The organism is Streptosporangium sp. NPDC050284 (assembly GCF_044459525.1).
In the GTDB taxonomy this organism is placed as follows: Bacteria; Actinomycetota; Actinomycetes; order Streptosporangiales; family Streptosporangiaceae; genus Streptosporangium.
On the sequence record NZ_JBITIZ010000013.1, the window covers coordinates 55,187 to 73,088 of the forward strand.

Sequence of the window (17,902 nt, forward strand, 5' to 3'; positions counted from 1 at the left end):
TCAGAACCCATGAAAATAGGCATCGTGGGCTGTGGCGCGGCAGCCCGGCTCTGCCATCTGCAGGGGTTGACCCACGACGGCCCGTTTCTGCTGACCGCGCTGGTGGATCGTGTCCTCTCGCACGCTGTCACGGCGGCTGAACACCATCGCGAGTTGAGAGACGCCGATCACCCCGTTGCGGTCCTCACCTCCGTCGAGGCGGCCCTGCCGTATATCGACGCCGCCGTGGTCGCCACTCCCCACGCCACTCATGCCGACGTGGCCGAGCAACTGCTGCGAGCCGGAAAACACGTACTGGTGGAGAAACCGCTCGCGCTGACCCCGGACGAGTGCACGCGAATCCGTTACGCCGCGCAGCAGGGTTCGGCGACCGTGGTGCCGGCATATGTCCGTCGTCTGTTCCCCGCCGCCCAATGGGTCCTGGACCTGCTCGACACCGGCAAGCTGGGTGACGTCGTTCGCGTGACCTGGCGGGAGGGACGGCCGTACGACTGGCCATTACTGACCGGATTCATGTTCGACGCGCCGTCGGCGGGTGGAGGGGTACTGGCGGATACCGGGCCGCATGTCTTCGACATGCTCTATCACTGGTTCGGGGGCCCCGTACAACTCATCCGTTTCGAGGACAACAGCGCCGGCGGGGCGGACAGCGAGGCACGCGCCACCGTGAGGTTCGGCTCCGTGACGGCCGAAATCGAGATCAGCCGGCTGCGAGAGCTGCCCAACGAATGTGTCATTCATGGCACGGCGGGCTCATTGACCGTGGGAACCGGCCTTTCCGCGTCCTTCGTCCACCTCGACGCGGCCGGTCATGCGGTCGGCCAGGGACCGGTCCCAACGTCGCCGCGCACGAAAGACTCATGGGAGGGCCTGTTTCACGGTCAGTTCGAGGAGTTTCACCGGGCCGTGAAGGGTGACGCGACCGAGTACGCCACCTTCGAGGACGCCGTCACCACCGTGAACCTCCTTCACGAGTGCCGCACCACCTCCCCGGAAAAACTGTCCCGGCCATGGGAGGCCCGCCCCGGCCAAAGACCCGATCCCGATCCCGCCGGTCGCGTAGCGGTGACGGGTGCGACCGGCTTCATCGGCGCGCATGTGGTGGACCGGCTGGTCGCCGAGGGCGTGTCCTGCGTCGCCGTCGTCCGTGATCTGGCTCGCCTGGCCCGGCTCTCCCACCTTGATCCGCGCAAGCTGACCCACGTACGCACGGACATCCGGGATGTCTCCGCCTTGACCGAGGCTTTCACGGGGTGCGACGTAGTGATCCACACGGTGCACGGCAGCAGCGGCGACACCACGGAACAATGGTCCGTGACAGTGGAGGGAACCCAGGCCGTGCTCGACGCCGCGGCCGCCGCGAAAGTCCGCCGACTGGTATATGTCGGTACGGTTGCGACCTACGACACAGCTGATGTGCGTGACCTGAACGAAGACACCCCGATGCTGCCCACCCGTGCCAACGATCTCGAGTACGCCCAGCAGAAACTCGCCGCCGAGCGGCTTGTGCTGGCGGCCGCCAAGAAGCCGGAGGTCGTCTCGATCCAGCCGACGGTGGTGTACGGGCCGTGGTCGCCGGCTTGGACGCTCGGTCCGATTCGTCGGCTGGTAGAGGGGCGGGTGAACCTGCCGACCGGCGATACGCCAGGACTCTGTAACGCTGTGCACGTTCACGACGTGGCGGCGGCTGTCACGACGCTCGCGCGGGCACCGCACGTCGACGGCCGGCGGTTCCTCGTTTCAGGGCCGGAGCCGGTCAAGTGGGGTGAGTTTTACGACGCCTACCGGCAGATGCTGAACTTGGCGCCGCCGACGGGGTATCACGGCAGAGAATTGCCGGATTGGGAGAGGAGACTTTATTCCGACGAAGCGGTGGTTCACTGTGACCGGCTCGCCTCCCTCGGCTTCCGCCCGCGCATCGGTTTCGCCGAGGGCATGACCCATACAGCCGAGTGGGCACATTGGGCGGGGCTGCTCCGATGACCACGGTCCTGGCCATCGCACCACACCCCGACGATGAGTTGATAGGCGCCGGCGGCTCACTCATCAAACACTCGGGAGCGGGAGGTCAGGTCTCGCTCCTTCAGGTGGTTGGACGCGAGCCGACCTTGGGCGCGGATATCGGGCCTGAGGAATACGCGGCCGAGATCGAAGTGGCGCGGGAACGCCTGGGCGCCTTCGAGTGCGTCAACCTGGGGGCACCCTCACGCGACCTGTCACCCTCCCGGCGATGGCGGATGGCGCTGACATCCGCGATCCGCCGGGTCACTCCCAACATCGTCTACCTTCCGCACGCCGGCGAGGCCGACCGGGAACACCGGCTCGTACACGAGCTGGCCATGGACGCCCTCTGGATGGCGAGCTCCGGGTTCTTTCCCGAGGCCGGGACGCCATGCGCTCCACCCGACCTCGTGCTTGGGTATGAGGTGTGGACCCCCATGGCACGTCACTCCTATGTGGAGGACATCACCGACGTACTTGACGCGAAGGTGCATGCGATGCGCGCATACCGGTCGCAGCTGCGACACGTACCGTGGGACGCCGCGATCGAGGGTCTTGCCCGATATCGCGGCGCATCCGCTCAGGGAAGAGGGGCCGCGGAGGTTTTCGAGGTTATACATCTGGGTGGAAACCCCGCCGGTCTCCATGAAAATAAGGAGGCGTAGGAGGGACCACGCGGCGATGCTCGTGGTGAGCACTCGCAGACGGGTGAGGGTCCCACCGCGACGGGGCCCCTCACTTCAAGCGGCCACTGGACATAACCGGCGGATCTCAGCTGAGAACTCGCCTTTGCCTACGGAGTTTGAGCAGCTCAGGAGAGATGGTCGAATTCGCCGTCTCTGGCTCCGGACAACCACGCGTTCCACTCCCCTGGAGTGAACACGAGCGTCTCCTCCGTGGAGGTGAGACGCATCGCTATGTGGGCGTCGACGAACGCGATCGACAGGTGGGTATCGCCGGGGTTGGGAGTGGACAGCCATTCGGCAGCGGCCAACCCGAGGGCTGCTGCTGCCGGTTTGGGCAGGTGAGATGGTGTTTCTGGAAGGTGAGAGGGCAGGTCGTAGGAGCCGTTCCGCGCCTCGGTCACCAGGGATCTCCAGGCATCGGGGGTGCACAGGAGCCTGGGTCCTTCCGGGTTCTTGGAATCGCGGATGGCGACCCCGGACGGCATCGGCTTCATCTGGACACATTGCTGGCCGCTACCGGTGTAGCTGCTGGTGATCCAACCGTGTTCGTCGGTCACTGTTCCCCCTGGTCCGGGACGTCGGCCTCCCCATCCCTGCCGCGTCGGGTACGCGTCGGTCAGGCTCGGGTCCACTTCTGGTTGGTGGCGCCGGTGCAGGTCCAGATCTGCACCCTGGTGCCGTTGGCGGTGCCGTACCCGGAGACGTCCAGGCACTTGTTCGCTCCGACCGCGGTGATGGTGCCGTCGGCGTTCAGGCGCCACTTCTGGTTGTTCTGCCCGTTGCAGTCCCAGATGATCACCGCGGAGCCGTCGGCGGTCCCGGCGCCGTTGACGTCCAGGCACTTGCCACCGTAGACCCGCAGCTCACCGGCGGCGGTGGAGGTCCACCGCTGGTTGGACTGCCCGCTGCAGTCCCAGATGTTCGCCGCGGCACCGTTGGCCTGCGAGGCACCGGCCACGTCCAGGCACCGCCCCGACCCCACACCCCGCAGAGCACCCGTGCCATCCGACGGCGAAGGCGAAGGGGACGGCGAGGTGGACGGCGAGGGAGACGGTGTGGAAGAGCCGCCGTCGAGGCCGAGGAAGGTGATGGCATAGGCGAGCTGGCCGCTCATCGGCAGCTGGTGGCCGACCCCGCTGATGCTGATCCCCTCCACCGTGGCCTGGGCCGAGGTGACGCCGTACCTGGTCCGGGTCCAGTTCGACTGCGGGCGGTCGGTGAACGCCGGAGTCTGGCTCAGCCCGTGCAGGTTCGTCCACTGCTTGATCTCTTCACCGAAGTTGTTGTAGTGCAGCGTCGTGTCCGTGCTGCCGTGCCACAGTTGCATCCGTGGGTAGCGCCCGGTGTATCCGGGATACATCGACCGGGCCTGGTCACCCCACTGCTGCGCCGTCTTGATGATTTGCCCGCCCGAACACTGGCTGTTCCACAGCGATCCGTTCGTGGTCGCGAAACACCCCGCGGGAACTCCGGAGAACGCCGAACCGGCGGCGAACACGTCCGGATACTGGGCGGCCAGCACGTTGGTCATCATCGCCCCCGAGGAGAACCCGCTGACCACGATCCGTTCCGGATCCACGTTGTAGCGCTGCCGCGCCCAGGCGACCATCGCCATGACACCGGTGGAGTCGCCGCCGCCGTCGCGCCGCAGCGCGGCGGGGGTGGACACGTCAAAGCATTTCTCGCTGCGAGTGACCTCCGGAACCACGATGACGTATCCGTACCTGTCGGCCGCGGTCACGTAGTCGTGCCCGTTGCCGTTGAAGATCGCACCGGCCGACCCGCCGCAGTAGTGGGTCAGCACCAGCAGTGCGGGCCGTGCCGCGACCCTGTCCGGCACGTAGATGTACATGTTGAGGTTCGTCGGGTTGGTTCCGAAATTCGTCACCCGGGTCAGGGCCGCGGCGGACGCCGACGGTAGCCCGACGAGGACTCCGGCGGAGGCCAGGCACAGGACGACGGCCGCCAGCACCGCTCTGATCATGCGTTTCACTCGTTCGCCTTTCGTTTCCGGTCGACCCGCGCCGGTTGAGCCCGCTGCTCCTCACCGGGACGCCATGAAAGGACGCATGGCGAAGCGAGGTTGTGGATGTCGACGTGGACGGCCACGATGCGGAGGGCCGCGAAGCGCCTCCACACTGCGCCCATGTGATCGGGCGCAGAGGTTCCGGAAGGAGCGCACCCCCAGGGCCTCGCCTCTAATTACGGTCGGAGTCATGAGGCCCGTCAAGACCTTAAACCTGCTTATTTCGCCATTCGCACACCGAGAATCCGACCATGGTTAGCCGTTTTACCCCTTTACCAGCGGCGATGCCCAGCACCATGGGTATCCGCGCCAAGCATCCTCATATGAACCGTTCAAATGTGTCGTACTAATTGGAGAGCGTGCATCCATGGGACAACCTTGCGTCGAACCGTGCAGGGTCGCCGGGTGCACTTCGCCGTGGAGTGTTCTCCTCCGCGGCGGCGGTCGCGCCCGGGCAGGGCCTCCGTGATGAAACTTTCAGTCATCCGAAGATCAGCATGATCCCGGATCCGGCTCGCGCCCTGATTTCCTGCCGCACGGTATGGCGTGATCATTCTGCCGACGACCGTCGGACCGGCTCCTCTTCCGTGCACCCACCGGCGGGTTGTCATCGAGGGTCCTTGACGGCCTGCGTCACCCCGTGGATTCCGAGCCGGATCATCGAACCGGTTCGCCTCAACCACGGAATCTGGGGGTCGACCGGGACCCGGCCGACGTCTGGCAGGAGTCAGTAGCGCTCGAAACCAGGCGTTTACTTCTGTAACACACGTTGTTGACATCACTGACAGCGAAATCTAGGCTTCGGTCGAATCGATTCGACGCAGGGACATCCTGGTTTTCGAGCCCCCACCCCCCACGAAGCCATTCCACTCACATGTGCGCGCAGCACCCACGAGTGAGGAGAGCCCAAGATGAACGTTGGCGACATCGTCCGCCGAGCCCGACTGTGGCGTCTCACGCCATCGCTCCCAGCCCATCCGCCCCGCCCTCACGCGTCTGAGACGCCAGAGGCGGACATCACCCCCGGCAGGCGGCACAGAGGCCGCCGCGCGATCGCCGCCTTTCTCGCCGTCGGCGCCCTCGTCGCGGGCCCCGTCGTGACGTCCGCCACGCCGGCCCAGGCCGCGGACCAGTCCATCGCCGTCGACTTCTCCGCCGGCAGTGGCACTCCGACCTACCGTGCCTCCGGCTGGATCTACGGCATGACCGAGAACGCGTCGGGCCCGCCCAACCAGTACTTCACCGACGTGAAGTTCCGGTACATGCGGGCCGGTGGGGCACAGCTCGACAGCCCGGGTGGCTGGGTGTCGGGCAAGTATGACCGACGGTGGAACGCCACCCGTGCCCAGTTGCTGCGCACCCGGTCACTGGGCGGGGAGTTCATCCTGCTCGTCCACGACCTGTGGGGCGCCGACGGCTACCCGATCTCGCGCTTCCCCGGCGACAACGGCAACTGGACGGACTACGACAACTTCCTCACCCGTCTGATCAACGACGTGCAGGCCACCGGCGCCCCGGTGCAGTGGGACCTGTGGAACGAGCCCAACATCACCCTGTTCTGGAACCGTCCGATCTCCCAGTACCTCGAACTGTGGCGCCGCACCTACCAGCGCGTCCGGGCCGCGTTCCCGACGCAGCTCATCGTCGGACCGAGCTGCGCGTGCGTGCCGTCCACCGGCCACGCTTTCTGGAACCAGTACCTCGACTACGTCAAGGCCAACAACGTGGTCCCCGACATCATCAGCTGGCACTCCCTGCCGGGCGACCCGGTGGCCAACGTGGCGGCGGCCGACACCACGTTGAACTCCCGTGGCATCCCGCACCCACGGCCCTACCAGATCAACGAATACGGGGCGTCCAACGAGCAGAACCCCGCCGACGGCTCCTGGTACATCGCGCGCCTGGAGCGGGCCGGCGCCGACGGCCTGCGCGCCAACTGGGCGGGCGGAGGAAACCTGCACAACGACCTCGGCAACCTGCTGGTCCGCAACTCGGCGGGCCAGTACCAGCCGAAGGGCGAATGGTGGGCCTACCGCTTCTACGGCTCGCAGACCGGCCAGATCGTGTCCGTCACCCCCAGCGCCTCGTACGACGCGTTCGCCACCAAGGCGGCGGGGACGGCCAAGATCCTGGTCGGCGGCGGCACCACGACCGGCAACATCGCCGTCAACCTGCGGCGCCTGGACGCCACGAGCGGCATCGTGGAGAACAACCAGGTGAGGGTCGTGGCCGAGCGCATCCCTCACAACGGCGGCGGCGCCGTCACGGCCCCGGTCACCGTCCAGAACTCCGTGGTGACCCTGTCCGGCAACGGCACGACGGTCAACCTGCCGCACACCGCCATCGACGACTCCTACACCGTCACGCTGCTGCCCCCCTCCGACCCCGGCCCCGGCCCTGGCCCTGGCCCTGACCCCGGGTCGACGTCGGTGTTGCGCAACGTCAACGCCGGCCGGTGCCTGGACGTCCCGAACGCGACCACCACCAACGGCACCCAGCTCCAGCTGTGGGACTGTGGCAGCGGCACCAACCAGCGCTTCACCTCCACCTCCGGTAAGCAGCTGCAGGTGTACGGCAACAAGTGCCTGGACGCCTCCGGGCAGGGCACCGCCAACGGCACCCAGGTGATCATCTGGGACTGCAACGGCGGAACCAACCAGCAGTGGAACATCAACGGCGACGGCACCATCACCGGCGTGCAGTCCGGCAAATGCCTGGAGGCGAGCAACTTCGGGACCGGCAACGGAACCAAGGTGCAGCTGTGGTCCTGCACCGGCACGAGCAGCCAGAAATGGACCAGGAGCTGACCCAACGGCACGTGGAGTGCCTGGACTCCATCCGGACCTGGCCGCGCCTGCCTTCGCGGCGGGGACGGCTGTGAGAGGCCCGGCGGCGAGATCCTTCTCGCCGCCGGGCCCGTTGTTCGCGGATCGATTCGACGAACCGGGGAGCGCGCATGATCACGGGCCGCCTCCTCTGAATGCGTGTCGGGGCTCCTGGGGCGGATGGCATGCTGAGGGTGTGAGCGAATCCGACGTCCACCTGCGTATCGCCCCCGAGTTGCTGCTGTTCCTGCCCGCGCGCCGGCGGCGCGAGTGGCAGCGGGTGACGCCGGACGGGACGTCGACGCTGGGCCATGTCGTGGAGTCGATCGGCGTTCCGCTGCCCGAGGTGGGGCCTCTGATCGTCGAGGGCGCGGAGGTCGGCACGTCCTACCAGCCCGTCGCCGGTGACGTGGTCCACGTTCACGCCATGCCCCGCCCTCAGCGAGTGCCGCTCGAACCCGGCCGGCACGCACCCCGGTTCCTGCTCGATGTCCACCTGGGTACTCTCGCGCGACGGCTCCGGCTACTGGGCGTGGACGCGACCTATCACAACGACATGGACGATCCCTCCCTCGTCGCCGAGGCGAACAGGGAACGCCGCGTGCTGCTCACCCAGGATCACGGCCTGCTGTGCCGCCGGGCGCTCTGGCTCGGCGCCTACGTACGAGGCACCAAGGCGAACGACCAGCTTCGCGACCTGCTGGAGCGGTTCGCGCCGCCGCTGCGGCCGTGGACCCGCTGCACCGCCTGCAACGGGGAGCTGGCGCCCGTCGACAAGAGCGAGATCGACCGCCTGCTGGAGACCGGGACGAGGCGCTCCTACGACGTCTACGGCCGATGCTCGGAGTGCGGGCAGATCTACTGGCGTGGCGCGCACAGCGAGCATCTGGAGGAGATCGTACGGTCGGCCCTGCGCACGACCCGCCAGGAGTCGCAGGCCGGCGGGGAGTCGCGCTGAGGCAGGCCGGGCACGGCTTACCCGGTTTTCGCCGGTCCCGGTCAGCGGGATGTCGCGGCGCTGTATGAGAGCTTTCGGGTCACGCTGCGGGATGTCGCGGCGCGGCATGAGGACCTTCGGGTCGCGCTGCGGATGTCGCGGATCCGCACCGGCCCCGAAGGCCCTCACCCCACTACAACCGTCCCCGCACCCGAGCGGTGCGGGGACGGTAGGGCTAGCGCTGCCAGACGCGCACGTAGTCGACCTTGAAGTCGGCCGGGAAGGTGGTCGAGGCGTCCGGGTCGCCCAGCCAGCCGCCGACCTGGAAGTTGATCCGCAGGTGGAACTTGCGCTTGTAGCTCGCGTCGGAGCCGAAGGTCTCCTTCAGCCAGGCGGGCGTGTTGCCCTCCCGGCGCCAGATCTCCTTGCCGTCGATGTACCAGCGGATCACCCCGGGCTCCCACTCGGTGGTGTAGGTGTGGAAGCCGTCGCCCGGGTAACCGCTCGGGAAGGTGTAGCGGAAGTCGCTCTTGGTGGGCGTGTAGTCACGGAAGATCGCGGCGGTCGCGGCCTTGTAGTACTTGGAACCGCCGGGAAGCTCGGTGACGTCGATCTCGCCGTTGCCCCCGTCGTCCGGCCTCATCCAGAAGGCGGGCCACAGGCCCGTGGAGTTGGTCGGCCCGTTCGGCGACTTCGCGCGCACCTCGAAGCGACCGTAGGCGAACGACGCCTTGCCCTTCGTGTCGAGGTAGGCGGTCGTGTAGTGACGGGTCGTGCCGGCGCACTTCCAGTCTTCCTTGAGTGCCCGCACCGTCAGGTTGCCGTCGCGGACGAACTGGTTCTCCGGCCGGCTGGTGATGCAGGCGCGGTCGTAGTCCACGGAGCTGTCCTTGGGGTTCCACTTCTTGGTGTCGAGCGCGGTGCCGTCGAACTCGTCGGACCAGACGAGCTTCCATCCGGGCGGGTTCGTGGAGGTCGCCGTGGGCGTGGCGGTCGGCTTCACGGTCGCTGTGGTCGTGGGTGTGGCGGTCGGCTTCACCGTCGGCGTCGGCGTCGCGGTCGGCTTCACGGTCGGCGTGGGAGTGGCCGTGCCGCCCGCGGTGTAGGTGACGACGAGGCGTGGCCGGATCGCCGCGTTGGAGTTGTCGGCTGAGGCCCAGTAGGTGCGGGTGTTCCTGGTCGACTGGCGGACGGCGAAGGTCACCGCGCCGTTGCCCGTGACGGCCGAGGACACGTCCCAGGCGTTGTAGCCCTTGGTGACCGCGGTGGAGGAGTCCAGCGCGGAGCCGAGCGTCGGCCTGGTCTCCCAGGTTCCGGCGCCCGAGGCGCCGCCGCTCGCCTTGTGGGCGGTGGTCGTGGTCGCGGCGAAGGCGTTCCAGGAGTACAGCTCCAGGCGGGCCTTCACGTTGGTGGCTCCGGCGGGCAGGCCGGTGACCGTGAAGGCGACGACCGCCTGCCGCTCTCCGGCGGAGTTCCCCTCGCAGGACTGCGGGCAGGTCGCGAGCGTCGTCTTGGCGCTGCCGTTACCGTCCTGGGCCACCTGCGAGTAGGAGGTGTCGGCCGACGGCTTGATCGTGACGCTCTGCGCCGCCGCCGAGGCCACACCACCTCCCCAGATCGTGACGAAGGCACAGGTCGCGGTGAACGCCGCGACAGCGCGCCTTCTCGGGAGTCGCGAGCCTCTCGGCCGCGAGTTTTCCGATCGTGAACCTGTCATCTTCTTCCCCCATTGATGTCATCGAACCGCTGCTGCAAGCGGTCCATGATCATGTGAACGGGATGAAGGTAACAGTGAAAATCAGGATCTGTCGTTTTTTGAAAATTTGGACGGTTCCATTCTGATACTGCCGTTCACCAGCATCTTTGACGAAAATCTCACCCTGCCGGTCAGCTCTCCTTCGAGCCTCCAGGGGCGATCGCCATCCGGATGGCATGGGAGTCAGGAGGGCGGAGATCGAGTCGTCTACCGAAATATGGGCCGGCGCTCCGGCCTTCGGACCGGGGTGAAGGCCCGCGCGGGAGGGCTTCCAAGGCCCGGGCGTGCCCTAAGCCGGACGACTTTGCTGTTCGATGTAGTGGTGCAGGACGCTGATCGGTGCGCCGCCCACTGACCCGGCGAAGTAGGAGCCGGACCACAAGCGTCCGCCCCACAGGTACCGGCGGACGTGCGCCTCGTACTCCTTGCGCAGGAGTCGGGCCGAGACGCCCTTGAGGCTGTTGACCAGCTTTGAGAGCTGCACCTTGGGCGGGTAGTGCACCAGGAGGTGCACGTGATCGCCCCCGCCGTTGAACTCCTTCAGCTGCGCTTCGAAGTCCGCGCATACATCCCGCATGATCTCCTCGCACCGGTTGAGCATGGCCTCGGTGAAGGCGCCGTGTCGGTACCTGGTAACGAAAACCAAATGGACATGAAGGTGGTGGACGACGTGACGGCCCGTGCGTACGTCAGGATTCGAATTCCAGCGCGGTGACATAAACCAAACGATACGATGCCCCGCATGGGACTCGGTGTGGAGCTTGGTGTGGAGCACCGGCAGTTCGGGCATCGCGCTCGGCTGGTGCTGACTGCCGCGCAGGTCCGGCTCATCGACGACCAGGCGCACGCGGCCCGCACGATGTGGAACCTGCTGCACGAGTGGTGGACGATGCTCCCCAAGCACAAGCGTTCCCTGGCCGCGGCCGACGCCGCGATCCGGCAGGCCAGAAAAGACATCGACTGGCTCGCCGTCCTTCCCGCTCAGGCCGCACAAGCGGTACTGAAGACCTACTTCCAGGCGTGGAAGAACCGCTGGGACGGCCGAGCCGACGCACCGACCTTCAAGGCCCGCCTGCGCACGGTGATGGGCGTGGACATTCCGCAGGGCCGAGACCTCCACCTCCAGCGGGTGCACCGGCGCTGGGGCATGGTGAATATCCCCAAGGTGGGCCGGGTCCGGTTCCGTTGGACCAAAGACCTACCGGTCGGCAAGAAGGCCGGCGCCGACAACCGGATCACCGGGGCGCGGCTGGTCAAGGACGCCCTCGGCTGGCACATCGCCTTGCGCGTCCAGACCCTCGAACCGAAACCCCAACCCCACACCGGCCCCGACGTCGGCATCGACGCCGGAGTGAACATCCCCCTGGCCCTGTCCGACGGCAGCCATCGAAACCACGGCCGCCCTGCCCGGCTTTCGGACGGTAAGGCCGACCGGGACAAGTGGCTCAACGCCGACGAGAAAGCCAAACTGCTGCGGCTGCAACAGCGGGCCGCGCACCGCAAAAGCCTCCACAAGCCCGGCAGGCACCCCTCCAACCGGCTGAAGCGAACGTATGACCAGATCGCAAGCCTTCGCGCGAGAGCCAAGCGCCGGGCCATCGACTGGCAGCACCAAACCACCACCGAGATCGCCCGCACCTACGGCGTGATCGTGGTGGAGCACCTGAACATCCCGAACATGGTCACCTCCGCCAAGGGCACCGTCGAGGAACCGGGCAAGAACGTCGCGCAGAAGTCCGGCCTGAACCGCTCCATCAGCCAGGAGGCATGGGGTCGCGCCGTGACGATGCTGACGTACAAGTCCGCCCGCCATGGTGGCGCCCTGTACAAGGTTCCCGCCCCCGGCACCTCCCGCCGCTGCTCAGCGTGTGGCTTCACCACGCCGGGCAGCCGGGAGTCCCAGGCCGTGTTCGTGTGCAAGAACGAAGGCTGCGACTGGTCCGGCAACGCCGACCACAACGCCGCCCGAAACATCTTGCACCTGTACCGGACGGGCCTCGCGCTCGTCCCGGCTGCCGGGAGGGCAGTCGTCAGGCACGCTCGCCGCGTCAAGCCCGCCACCGCAAGGTAGGGGGGAATCTCCTGCCCTTCAGGCGAGAGAGCACTTCAATCGTCTCCGTCATCGCTGTTGATCGCCACCTTATCCCCCCGCACCTGCCCAGCTCATTTACCCGGTTCAGAGGACCTTGCGCGCACCGGGCAGGGCGCGGACCAGGTACGCCGTCGCCCAGCACAGCGGCAGCGCGAGGGCGGTGAGCAACGCGGCCTTCGCGACCGCGGGCGCCTGCACGTCGCGGAGGGCGTGGCCCAGTGCGACGAGCACGACCGGATGGATGACGTAGACGGCGTAGGCGTGCGCCGACAGGAACCGGCGGCGGCGTCCCTGGTGGCCGAGCCGCTCCCGGAACAGCACCAGCAGGCCGAGGATGACGCCGACGGCGAGCACCGACTCGCAGGTTGCCGCTATCAGGGACGCCGGGGTGCCGTGGCCCAGGATCCCCTCTCCCGCGAAGATCAGGCAGAGGACGAGCACGACCGCGGCGACGGCCGCGACGGCGAACCCGGCCCGGCCGGCCGTTCTGGAGAGGCCCTCCAGCCAGCCGCGCCTGGCCGCGACCAGCCCGACGACGAACAGTGCCACGTACTGCGGCAGGTAGGCGGGTGAGGGCAACCCCAGCACGGAGATCCCCATCGGCACCACGATGCGCCACAGGTAGGTGACGAGGGCCAGTCCGACGGTGAACCCGACGATCGCGACGGCGCCGGGCGCCCGCCCTGTGGCCGGGGCCGGTTCGGATGCGCGCCGGTCCTCGCCGGTGAGGTGCCGCCAGAGGACGTAGAGCACGCTGAACACCAGCAGCACCTCGACGAACCACATCGGCCCGGGTGTGAACGAGCGCAGGTAGAACTGCCAGTAGGGCAGCTCACTCCCCCGCTGGAGGGCGGCGTCTCTCGCGGCGGTGTACTGGCCGACGGTCACCAGGGGACGGAGCACCAGCAGCCAGAGCAGCAGCGGGACTCCCAGGCGCAGCAGCCGCTCCCTCAGGAATCGCCGGGTCCCCCTGCGGTCGTAGGAGCCCGGCACGAAGAGCCCTGAGACGAGGAAGAAGGCGCCCATGAAGAACGCCTGGTTGAGCACGAGCAGGATGTCCAGCAGCGTTCCCGAGGAGTCGGTCGGGGGTTCGATGTAGTACCAGCGCGGGACGTTGCTGTAGGCGATCACGGAGTGGTGGACCACCACGAGTGCCATCAGGGCGGTGCGCAGGTTGTCGACGTGGAGGAGCCGCGGGTACGTGCCGGGCGGCGCGGTCGGCCGGTTGACGGACTGTGTCATCGATTCGACGTCTCTCCACGAGGTTCGGCCCGAGCGGCGTGCTCGAACAGGTCTGCCAGTTCTTCGGCGTGCGCTTCCAGGTCGTGGCCGGGGTGGGCCACCCAGTAGGCGAACATGTCGTCGATCGCGGCCTGCACGGTGACGGACATCACGCGGGGATCGAAGGAGCGGAACTCGCCGCTTTCCTGGCCGCGGCGGAACAGCGCCTCCCGTGCTTCGTAGATGGGTTCGTTGAAGGCGATGCCGTAGCGCGGCCTGCCGTCGGGGGTGCGGAGATTGTTGAAGATCTCTCCGAGGGCGAGCAGCTGGGCACGGTGGCCCCGCATGTACTCGGCGACGGCGCGGATGCTCGCCCGCAGCTCGCCGGCCACCGTGGTCTCCTCGTCCGTCCGCGGCAGGACGAAATCGGCGATCTCGTGGTAGACCCGCTCGACGATCTGCTCCATCACCTCGGTCTTGCCGGCGAAGTGGTACGAGATCACGCCCTTGCTGATCCCGGCGCGCTCGGCGATACGCGCCAGCGAGGTGTTGGCGTAGCCAAGCTCGGTGAAGGTCTCGATGGCGCTGTCGACGATCTGCTTGCGGCGGGCCTCCTCGATGAACGATTTTTGGCCACCCGACTTATTTTTTGGCCGCATGGTCAAAAAATAGTGCGAACGGCCAGAGGCCGCAACCCGACGGGGCGCGGAAATTCGGGGACAGGACGCGTCCGGGTAGATAGCCACATCGTGTTGCTATAGTTCGCGACATGTCGTCGCCAAATTCTCGTCAAAGTTGGCTGCCTCTCTTCGTGCTCGCGGTCGGTGTGTCGATGATCGTCATCGACGCGACGATCGTGAACGTCGCCGTTCCGGCGATAATCGACGATCTAGGGCTCACGGTCACCGATGTGGAGTGGGTCAACTCCCTCTACCTGCTGGTGTTCGCGTCCCTGCTCATCCCGCTTGGCCGCATCGGTGACCAGCGCGGCAGGCCGCAGCTGTTCGCCGCCGGCATCGTGGTCTTCCTGCTGGCGAGCCTGCTGGCGGCGATCGCGGGGAGCGGCGCGATGCTGATCGCGGCCCGGGGAATCCAGGGAGTGGGCGCCGCGATGGCCACGCCCATGACGCTCGCGATCATCAACTCCACCTACTTCGGCAGGCAGCGAGTGATCGGATTCGCGATCTGGGGCTCGATCATCGGCGGTATGGCCGCCATCGGACCACTGGTCGGCGGCTGGCTGGTCACTGACTACGGCTGGCGCGCGGCGTTCTGGATCAACCTGCCCATCGGTGCGCTGGTCCTGCTCGGCGCACTGCGCATCCCCGCCTCCCGTGAGGATCGGACCACCGGCCACGACCCGCTGGGCATCGTGCTGATCGTGCTGGGCATGTTCTCCATCGTCTTCGGCCTCATCGAGGGGCAGAAGTACGGCTGGCTCACTCCCCTGCGGGCCGCCGAACTCTTCGGACTGCGGTTCGAGGAGGTCTCCCCCGTGCCCTTCGCGTTCGGCGTCGGCATCCTGGCCATAGCCGTCTTCATCCTGCTGGAGCGGCGACGCAGGCGGGCCGGGCGTCCCGTGCTGATCGACCTGACGCTGTTCACCCTGCCCGGCTTCCGCTACGGCTCGATGACCGCGATGATCGTGGCGCTGGGCGAGTTCGGCGTGATCCTGGTGCTGCCGCTGTTCCTGCAGGCGGCGCTCGGGTACAGCGCGTTCACCGCCGGCCTCGTCATCGCCACCCTCGCCGTGGGCACCTTCCTCGCCGGCGGTGCGGTCCCCGCCCTGACCAGGAAGGTGAGTTCACGGACGGTCGTGCAGATCGGCCTCGCCCTGGAGGTCGTGGGCGCCATCGGCCTCGGCCTCTCCCTGGAGGCCGACATGAGCGTGTGGCGGATCGTGCCCTGGATGGTCGTCTACGGCTTCGGCATCGGCTTCGCCACGGCCCAGCTCACCAGCGTGCTGATGGCCGACGTACCCGCCCGGCAGGCGGGCCAGGCCTCCGGGTTGCAGAGCGCGATCCGCCAGGTCGGTGCGGGGCTGGGGGTCGCCATCCTGGGCGGCGTGCTCGTCACCGGACTCGGCTCGTCGGTCGAGAAGACCATGGCCTCCTACCCCGAGCAGGTCCGCACGAGCGTGGCGAACGCCGTGCGGGAGAGCGGTGGCGCGGCCATCCCGGGGCTGAGCGATCCTGCCGTCCACGCGGCGGCGGTCGCGGGTGCCACCGAGGCGACCCGCAGGGTGCCGGTCATCACCGGGCTGATCCTGCTGGCCGGGCTCGGCTTCACGTTCCTGCTCCCGCGTACCGCCGCTCCCACCCGGGGCCGTGAGGGCGCGGACGGGGAAGAAGACGGGGAGAATGACCGTGACGGAACGGGGACGCCCGAGCCGGACGGCGGAGGGCGCCGACAGGAGGTGTAGATGCCAAGGATCAGCGCGGCGACCGTCGCCGACCACCGAGCCAATCAGCACGCCGCCCTACTGGAGGCGGCGCGCGAGATCCTGGCCGCGCAAGGTGTGCACGCGCTCACCCCGGCGGCGGTGGGTGCCCGGATCGGCCTGGCCCGATCGAGTGTCTACCGCTACTTCTCCTCCACCGCCGACATCCTCGCCCAGCTCACCGAGGAGGGCTTCCCCCGCTGGGCCGGCCGTCTGCGCGCCACCGTGGCGGACCCCTCGCCCGGCGGATCGGCCACCCCACTCGACGAGCGGCTTGTGGCGTACGGCAGGGTCGCGCTCGAGTTCGTCGGCAGTACCGACTACGCGCTGGTCCCGGCGATGCAGACGCTCGGACTGCCGGCCGAGTGCCTGGCGCGCCTGGAGGAGTTGCACGCGTCGCTCATCGAACCGCTCTGCGAGGTGCTCCGTGAGGCGGGATACGACCACCCCGCCCTGCGGGCCGAACTCGCCTGGGGCGTACTGCGCGCGGGCACCCGACGCCTCGCCTCGGAGTCCTCCGGCGAGACCGGCGCGAAGGACACGACCGAGATCATCGAGATCACCCTCGACATGTTCTGCCGGACCCTGCGCTGACCCTCCACTTCACCGGGTGCGCTTCAGCCCTGGCCTCGGTGGTCAGGAGAGCAGGGCGCGGCCCCAGTAGTCGCCCGCGTCGCGCACGCCCGGCGGGCAGGCGAACAGGCCGCTGGAGACGTGCTTGATGTACTCGTTGAGGGAGTCCTTGCCCGCCAGGGAGCGCTGCACGGTGACGAACTGCCGGTGCGGGTCGCGCTGGTAGGCGATGAAGAAGAGCCCGGCGTCCAGCCGGCCCAGCCCGTCGGAGCCGTCCACGTAGTTGTAGCCGCGGCGCAGGAGGCGAGCACCGCCGTTGTGGGACGGGTGCGCGAGCCGCACGTGCGCGTCGTCGAGGATGAGCGGCTTACCGTCGGCGCCCTTCGCCTCGAAGTCGATCGCGTCGAACTCGTTCTTCCTGCCCAGCGGGGCGCCCTCTCCCTTGTCCCGGCCGAAGATCTGCTCCTGCTCGGCCAGCGGCGCCCGGTCCCACGTCTCGACCATCATCCGGATCTTGCGGGTCACCAGGTAGCTGCCCCCGGTCATCCAGTCGGCGCCGTCGCCGGGTCCCACCCACAGCTGCTCCTTCAGCAGCTCCACGTCCTCCAGCTTGAGGTTGGCCGTGCCGTCCTTGAACCCCATCAGGTTGCGCGGCGTCGCCTGCGCGCGCGACGTCGACGAGGTGCGGCCGAAGCCGAGCTGGGACCAGCGCACCGAGACCCGGCCGAAGCCGATCCGCGCCAGGTTGCGGATGGCGTGCACCGCCACCTGCGGGTCGTGCGCGCACGCCTGCACGCACAGGTCGCCACCGGAGATCTCCGGCAGCAACGCGTCACCGGGCAGGTGCGGCAGGTCGGCGAGCGCGGCCGGCCGGCGAGAGGCGAGCCCGAACCTGTCGTCGAACAGCGACCCGCCGAAGCCGACGGTGAGCGTCAGCCCGGAGGCGGGCAGGCCGAGCGCCTCACCGGTGTCGTCGGGGGGCGCCTCGGGCTGGCCGCCGATCGCGCCGAACGTGCCCGCCTCCTGGCCCTGCGTCATCCGCGCCGCAGCGGCGGTCCACTCCTGCAGCAGCTCGGCCAGCTCCGCCTTCTTGTCGGTCGTCACGTCGAAGGAGACGAAGTGCAGCCGGTCCTGTGCCGGGGTGACGATGCCCGCCTGGTGCTCGCCGTAGAAGGGGACGGCGTCGGAGACGGCGGCGACCGTGGTGGGAACCGGCTCGCCACCGATCCCGCGTACCGCGACCACACCCGCGCCGGCGGCCGCCACGCCGGCCGCCCCCATGCCGAACAGTTTCCTGCGGCTGATCCGCTCGCTCACCGAACCCCTCCTCCAGCTGGGACGATCG

14 protein-coding genes are annotated in these 17,902 nt (G+C 68.1%); 7 read left to right on the forward strand and 7 right to left on the reverse strand.

The annotated features are described in order from the left end of the window. Positions 1-9 precede the first annotated feature (9 nt). Positions 10-1,983 (forward strand): NAD-dependent epimerase/dehydratase family protein, encoded by a 1,974-nt coding sequence (locus ACIBH4_RS27780; RefSeq protein WP_362769867.1) that lies wholly within the window; start codon positions 10-12, stop codon positions 1,981-1,983. After that, complete coding sequence (locus ACIBH4_RS27785) at positions 1,980-2,666, forward strand: PIG-L deacetylase family protein (RefSeq protein WP_362520802.1); 687 nt, start codon at positions 1,980-1,982, stop codon at positions 2,664-2,666. The genes ACIBH4_RS27780 and ACIBH4_RS27785 overlap by 4 nt, the downstream gene beginning before the upstream one ends. Before the next feature lie 146 nt (positions 2,667-2,812). Here ACIBH4_RS27785 and ACIBH4_RS27790 read toward each other — a convergent pair whose 3' ends face one another. Then, a complete protein-coding gene (locus ACIBH4_RS27790; RefSeq protein ID WP_362769869.1) occupies positions 2,813-3,244 on the reverse strand; it encodes a DUF397 domain-containing protein in 432 nt (143 codons plus the stop codon). Between the two features lie 59 nt (positions 3,245-3,303). Further along, complete coding sequence (locus tag ACIBH4_RS27795) at positions 3,304-4,671, reverse strand: PHB depolymerase family esterase (protein WP_362769875.1); 1,368 nt, start codon at positions 4,669-4,671, stop codon at positions 3,304-3,306. Between the two features lie 953 nt (positions 4,672-5,624). On the opposite strand from ACIBH4_RS27795, the gene ACIBH4_RS27800 reads away from it, so the two are divergent. Then, positions 5,625-7,520 (forward strand): ricin-type beta-trefoil lectin domain protein, encoded by a 1,896-nt coding sequence (locus tag ACIBH4_RS27800; RefSeq protein ID WP_362520808.1) that lies wholly within the window; start codon positions 5,625-5,627, stop codon positions 7,518-7,520. A gap of 214 nt (positions 7,521-7,734) precedes the next feature. Continuing rightward, entirely contained in the window at positions 7,735-8,496 is a 762-nt protein-coding gene (locus ACIBH4_RS27805; RefSeq protein WP_362520811.1) for a Mut7-C RNAse domain-containing protein, read from the forward strand. A 214-nt stretch (positions 8,497-8,710) separates the two neighbouring features. On the opposite strand, the gene ACIBH4_RS27810 is transcribed toward ACIBH4_RS27805, so the two are convergent. Next, entirely contained in the window at positions 8,711-10,078 is a 1,368-nt protein-coding gene (locus ACIBH4_RS27810; protein WP_362520814.1) for a family 16 glycosylhydrolase, read from the reverse strand. Between the two features lie 442 nt (positions 10,079-10,520). Continuing rightward, positions 10,521-10,949 carry an IS200/IS605 family transposase gene (tnpA, locus tag ACIBH4_RS27815; RefSeq protein ID WP_362769871.1) on the reverse strand — a complete coding sequence of 143 codons (429 nt, stop codon included), beginning with the start codon at positions 10,947-10,949 and terminating at the stop codon, positions 10,521-10,523. 24 nt (positions 10,950-10,973) lie between these two features. Between tnpA and ACIBH4_RS27820 the strand changes: the two genes are divergently transcribed. Beyond that, entirely contained in the window at positions 10,974-12,302 is a 1,329-nt protein-coding gene (locus ACIBH4_RS27820) for an RNA-guided endonuclease InsQ/TnpB family protein (RefSeq protein WP_399173102.1), read from the forward strand. A 105-nt stretch (positions 12,303-12,407) separates the two neighbouring features. Here the strand turns inward: ACIBH4_RS27820 and ACIBH4_RS27825 are convergent, their stop codons facing one another. After that, complete coding sequence (locus ACIBH4_RS27825) at positions 12,408-13,565, reverse strand: acyltransferase family protein (protein WP_362770030.1); 1,158 nt, start codon at positions 13,563-13,565, stop codon at positions 12,408-12,410. Further along, the gene (locus ACIBH4_RS27830) at positions 13,562-14,203 is read right to left on the reverse strand and encodes a TetR/AcrR family transcriptional regulator (RefSeq protein ID WP_362520825.1); all 642 of its coding nucleotides are present in this window, start codon (positions 14,201-14,203) and stop codon (positions 13,562-13,564) included. Before ACIBH4_RS27830 ends, ACIBH4_RS27825 begins: the two co-directional genes overlap by 4 nt. Before the next feature lie 110 nt (positions 14,204-14,313). Here ACIBH4_RS27830 and ACIBH4_RS27835 point away from each other — a divergent pair, with 110 nt between their 5' ends. Further along, positions 14,314-15,966: an MFS transporter gene (locus ACIBH4_RS27835; RefSeq protein ID WP_362520828.1), complete on the forward strand. Its 1,653-nt coding sequence runs from the start codon at positions 14,314-14,316 to the stop codon at positions 15,964-15,966. Further along, positions 15,967-16,578: a helix-turn-helix domain-containing protein gene (locus tag ACIBH4_RS27840; RefSeq protein ID WP_362520831.1), complete on the forward strand. Its 612-nt coding sequence runs from the start codon at positions 15,967-15,969 to the stop codon at positions 16,576-16,578. Between the two features lie 42 nt (positions 16,579-16,620). Here ACIBH4_RS27840 and efeB read toward each other — a convergent pair whose 3' ends face one another. After that, complete coding sequence (gene efeB, locus ACIBH4_RS27845; protein WP_362770028.1) at positions 16,621-17,874, reverse strand: iron uptake transporter deferrochelatase/peroxidase subunit; 1,254 nt, start codon at positions 17,872-17,874, stop codon at positions 16,621-16,623. Between the last annotated feature and the right edge of the window lie 28 nt (positions 17,875-17,902).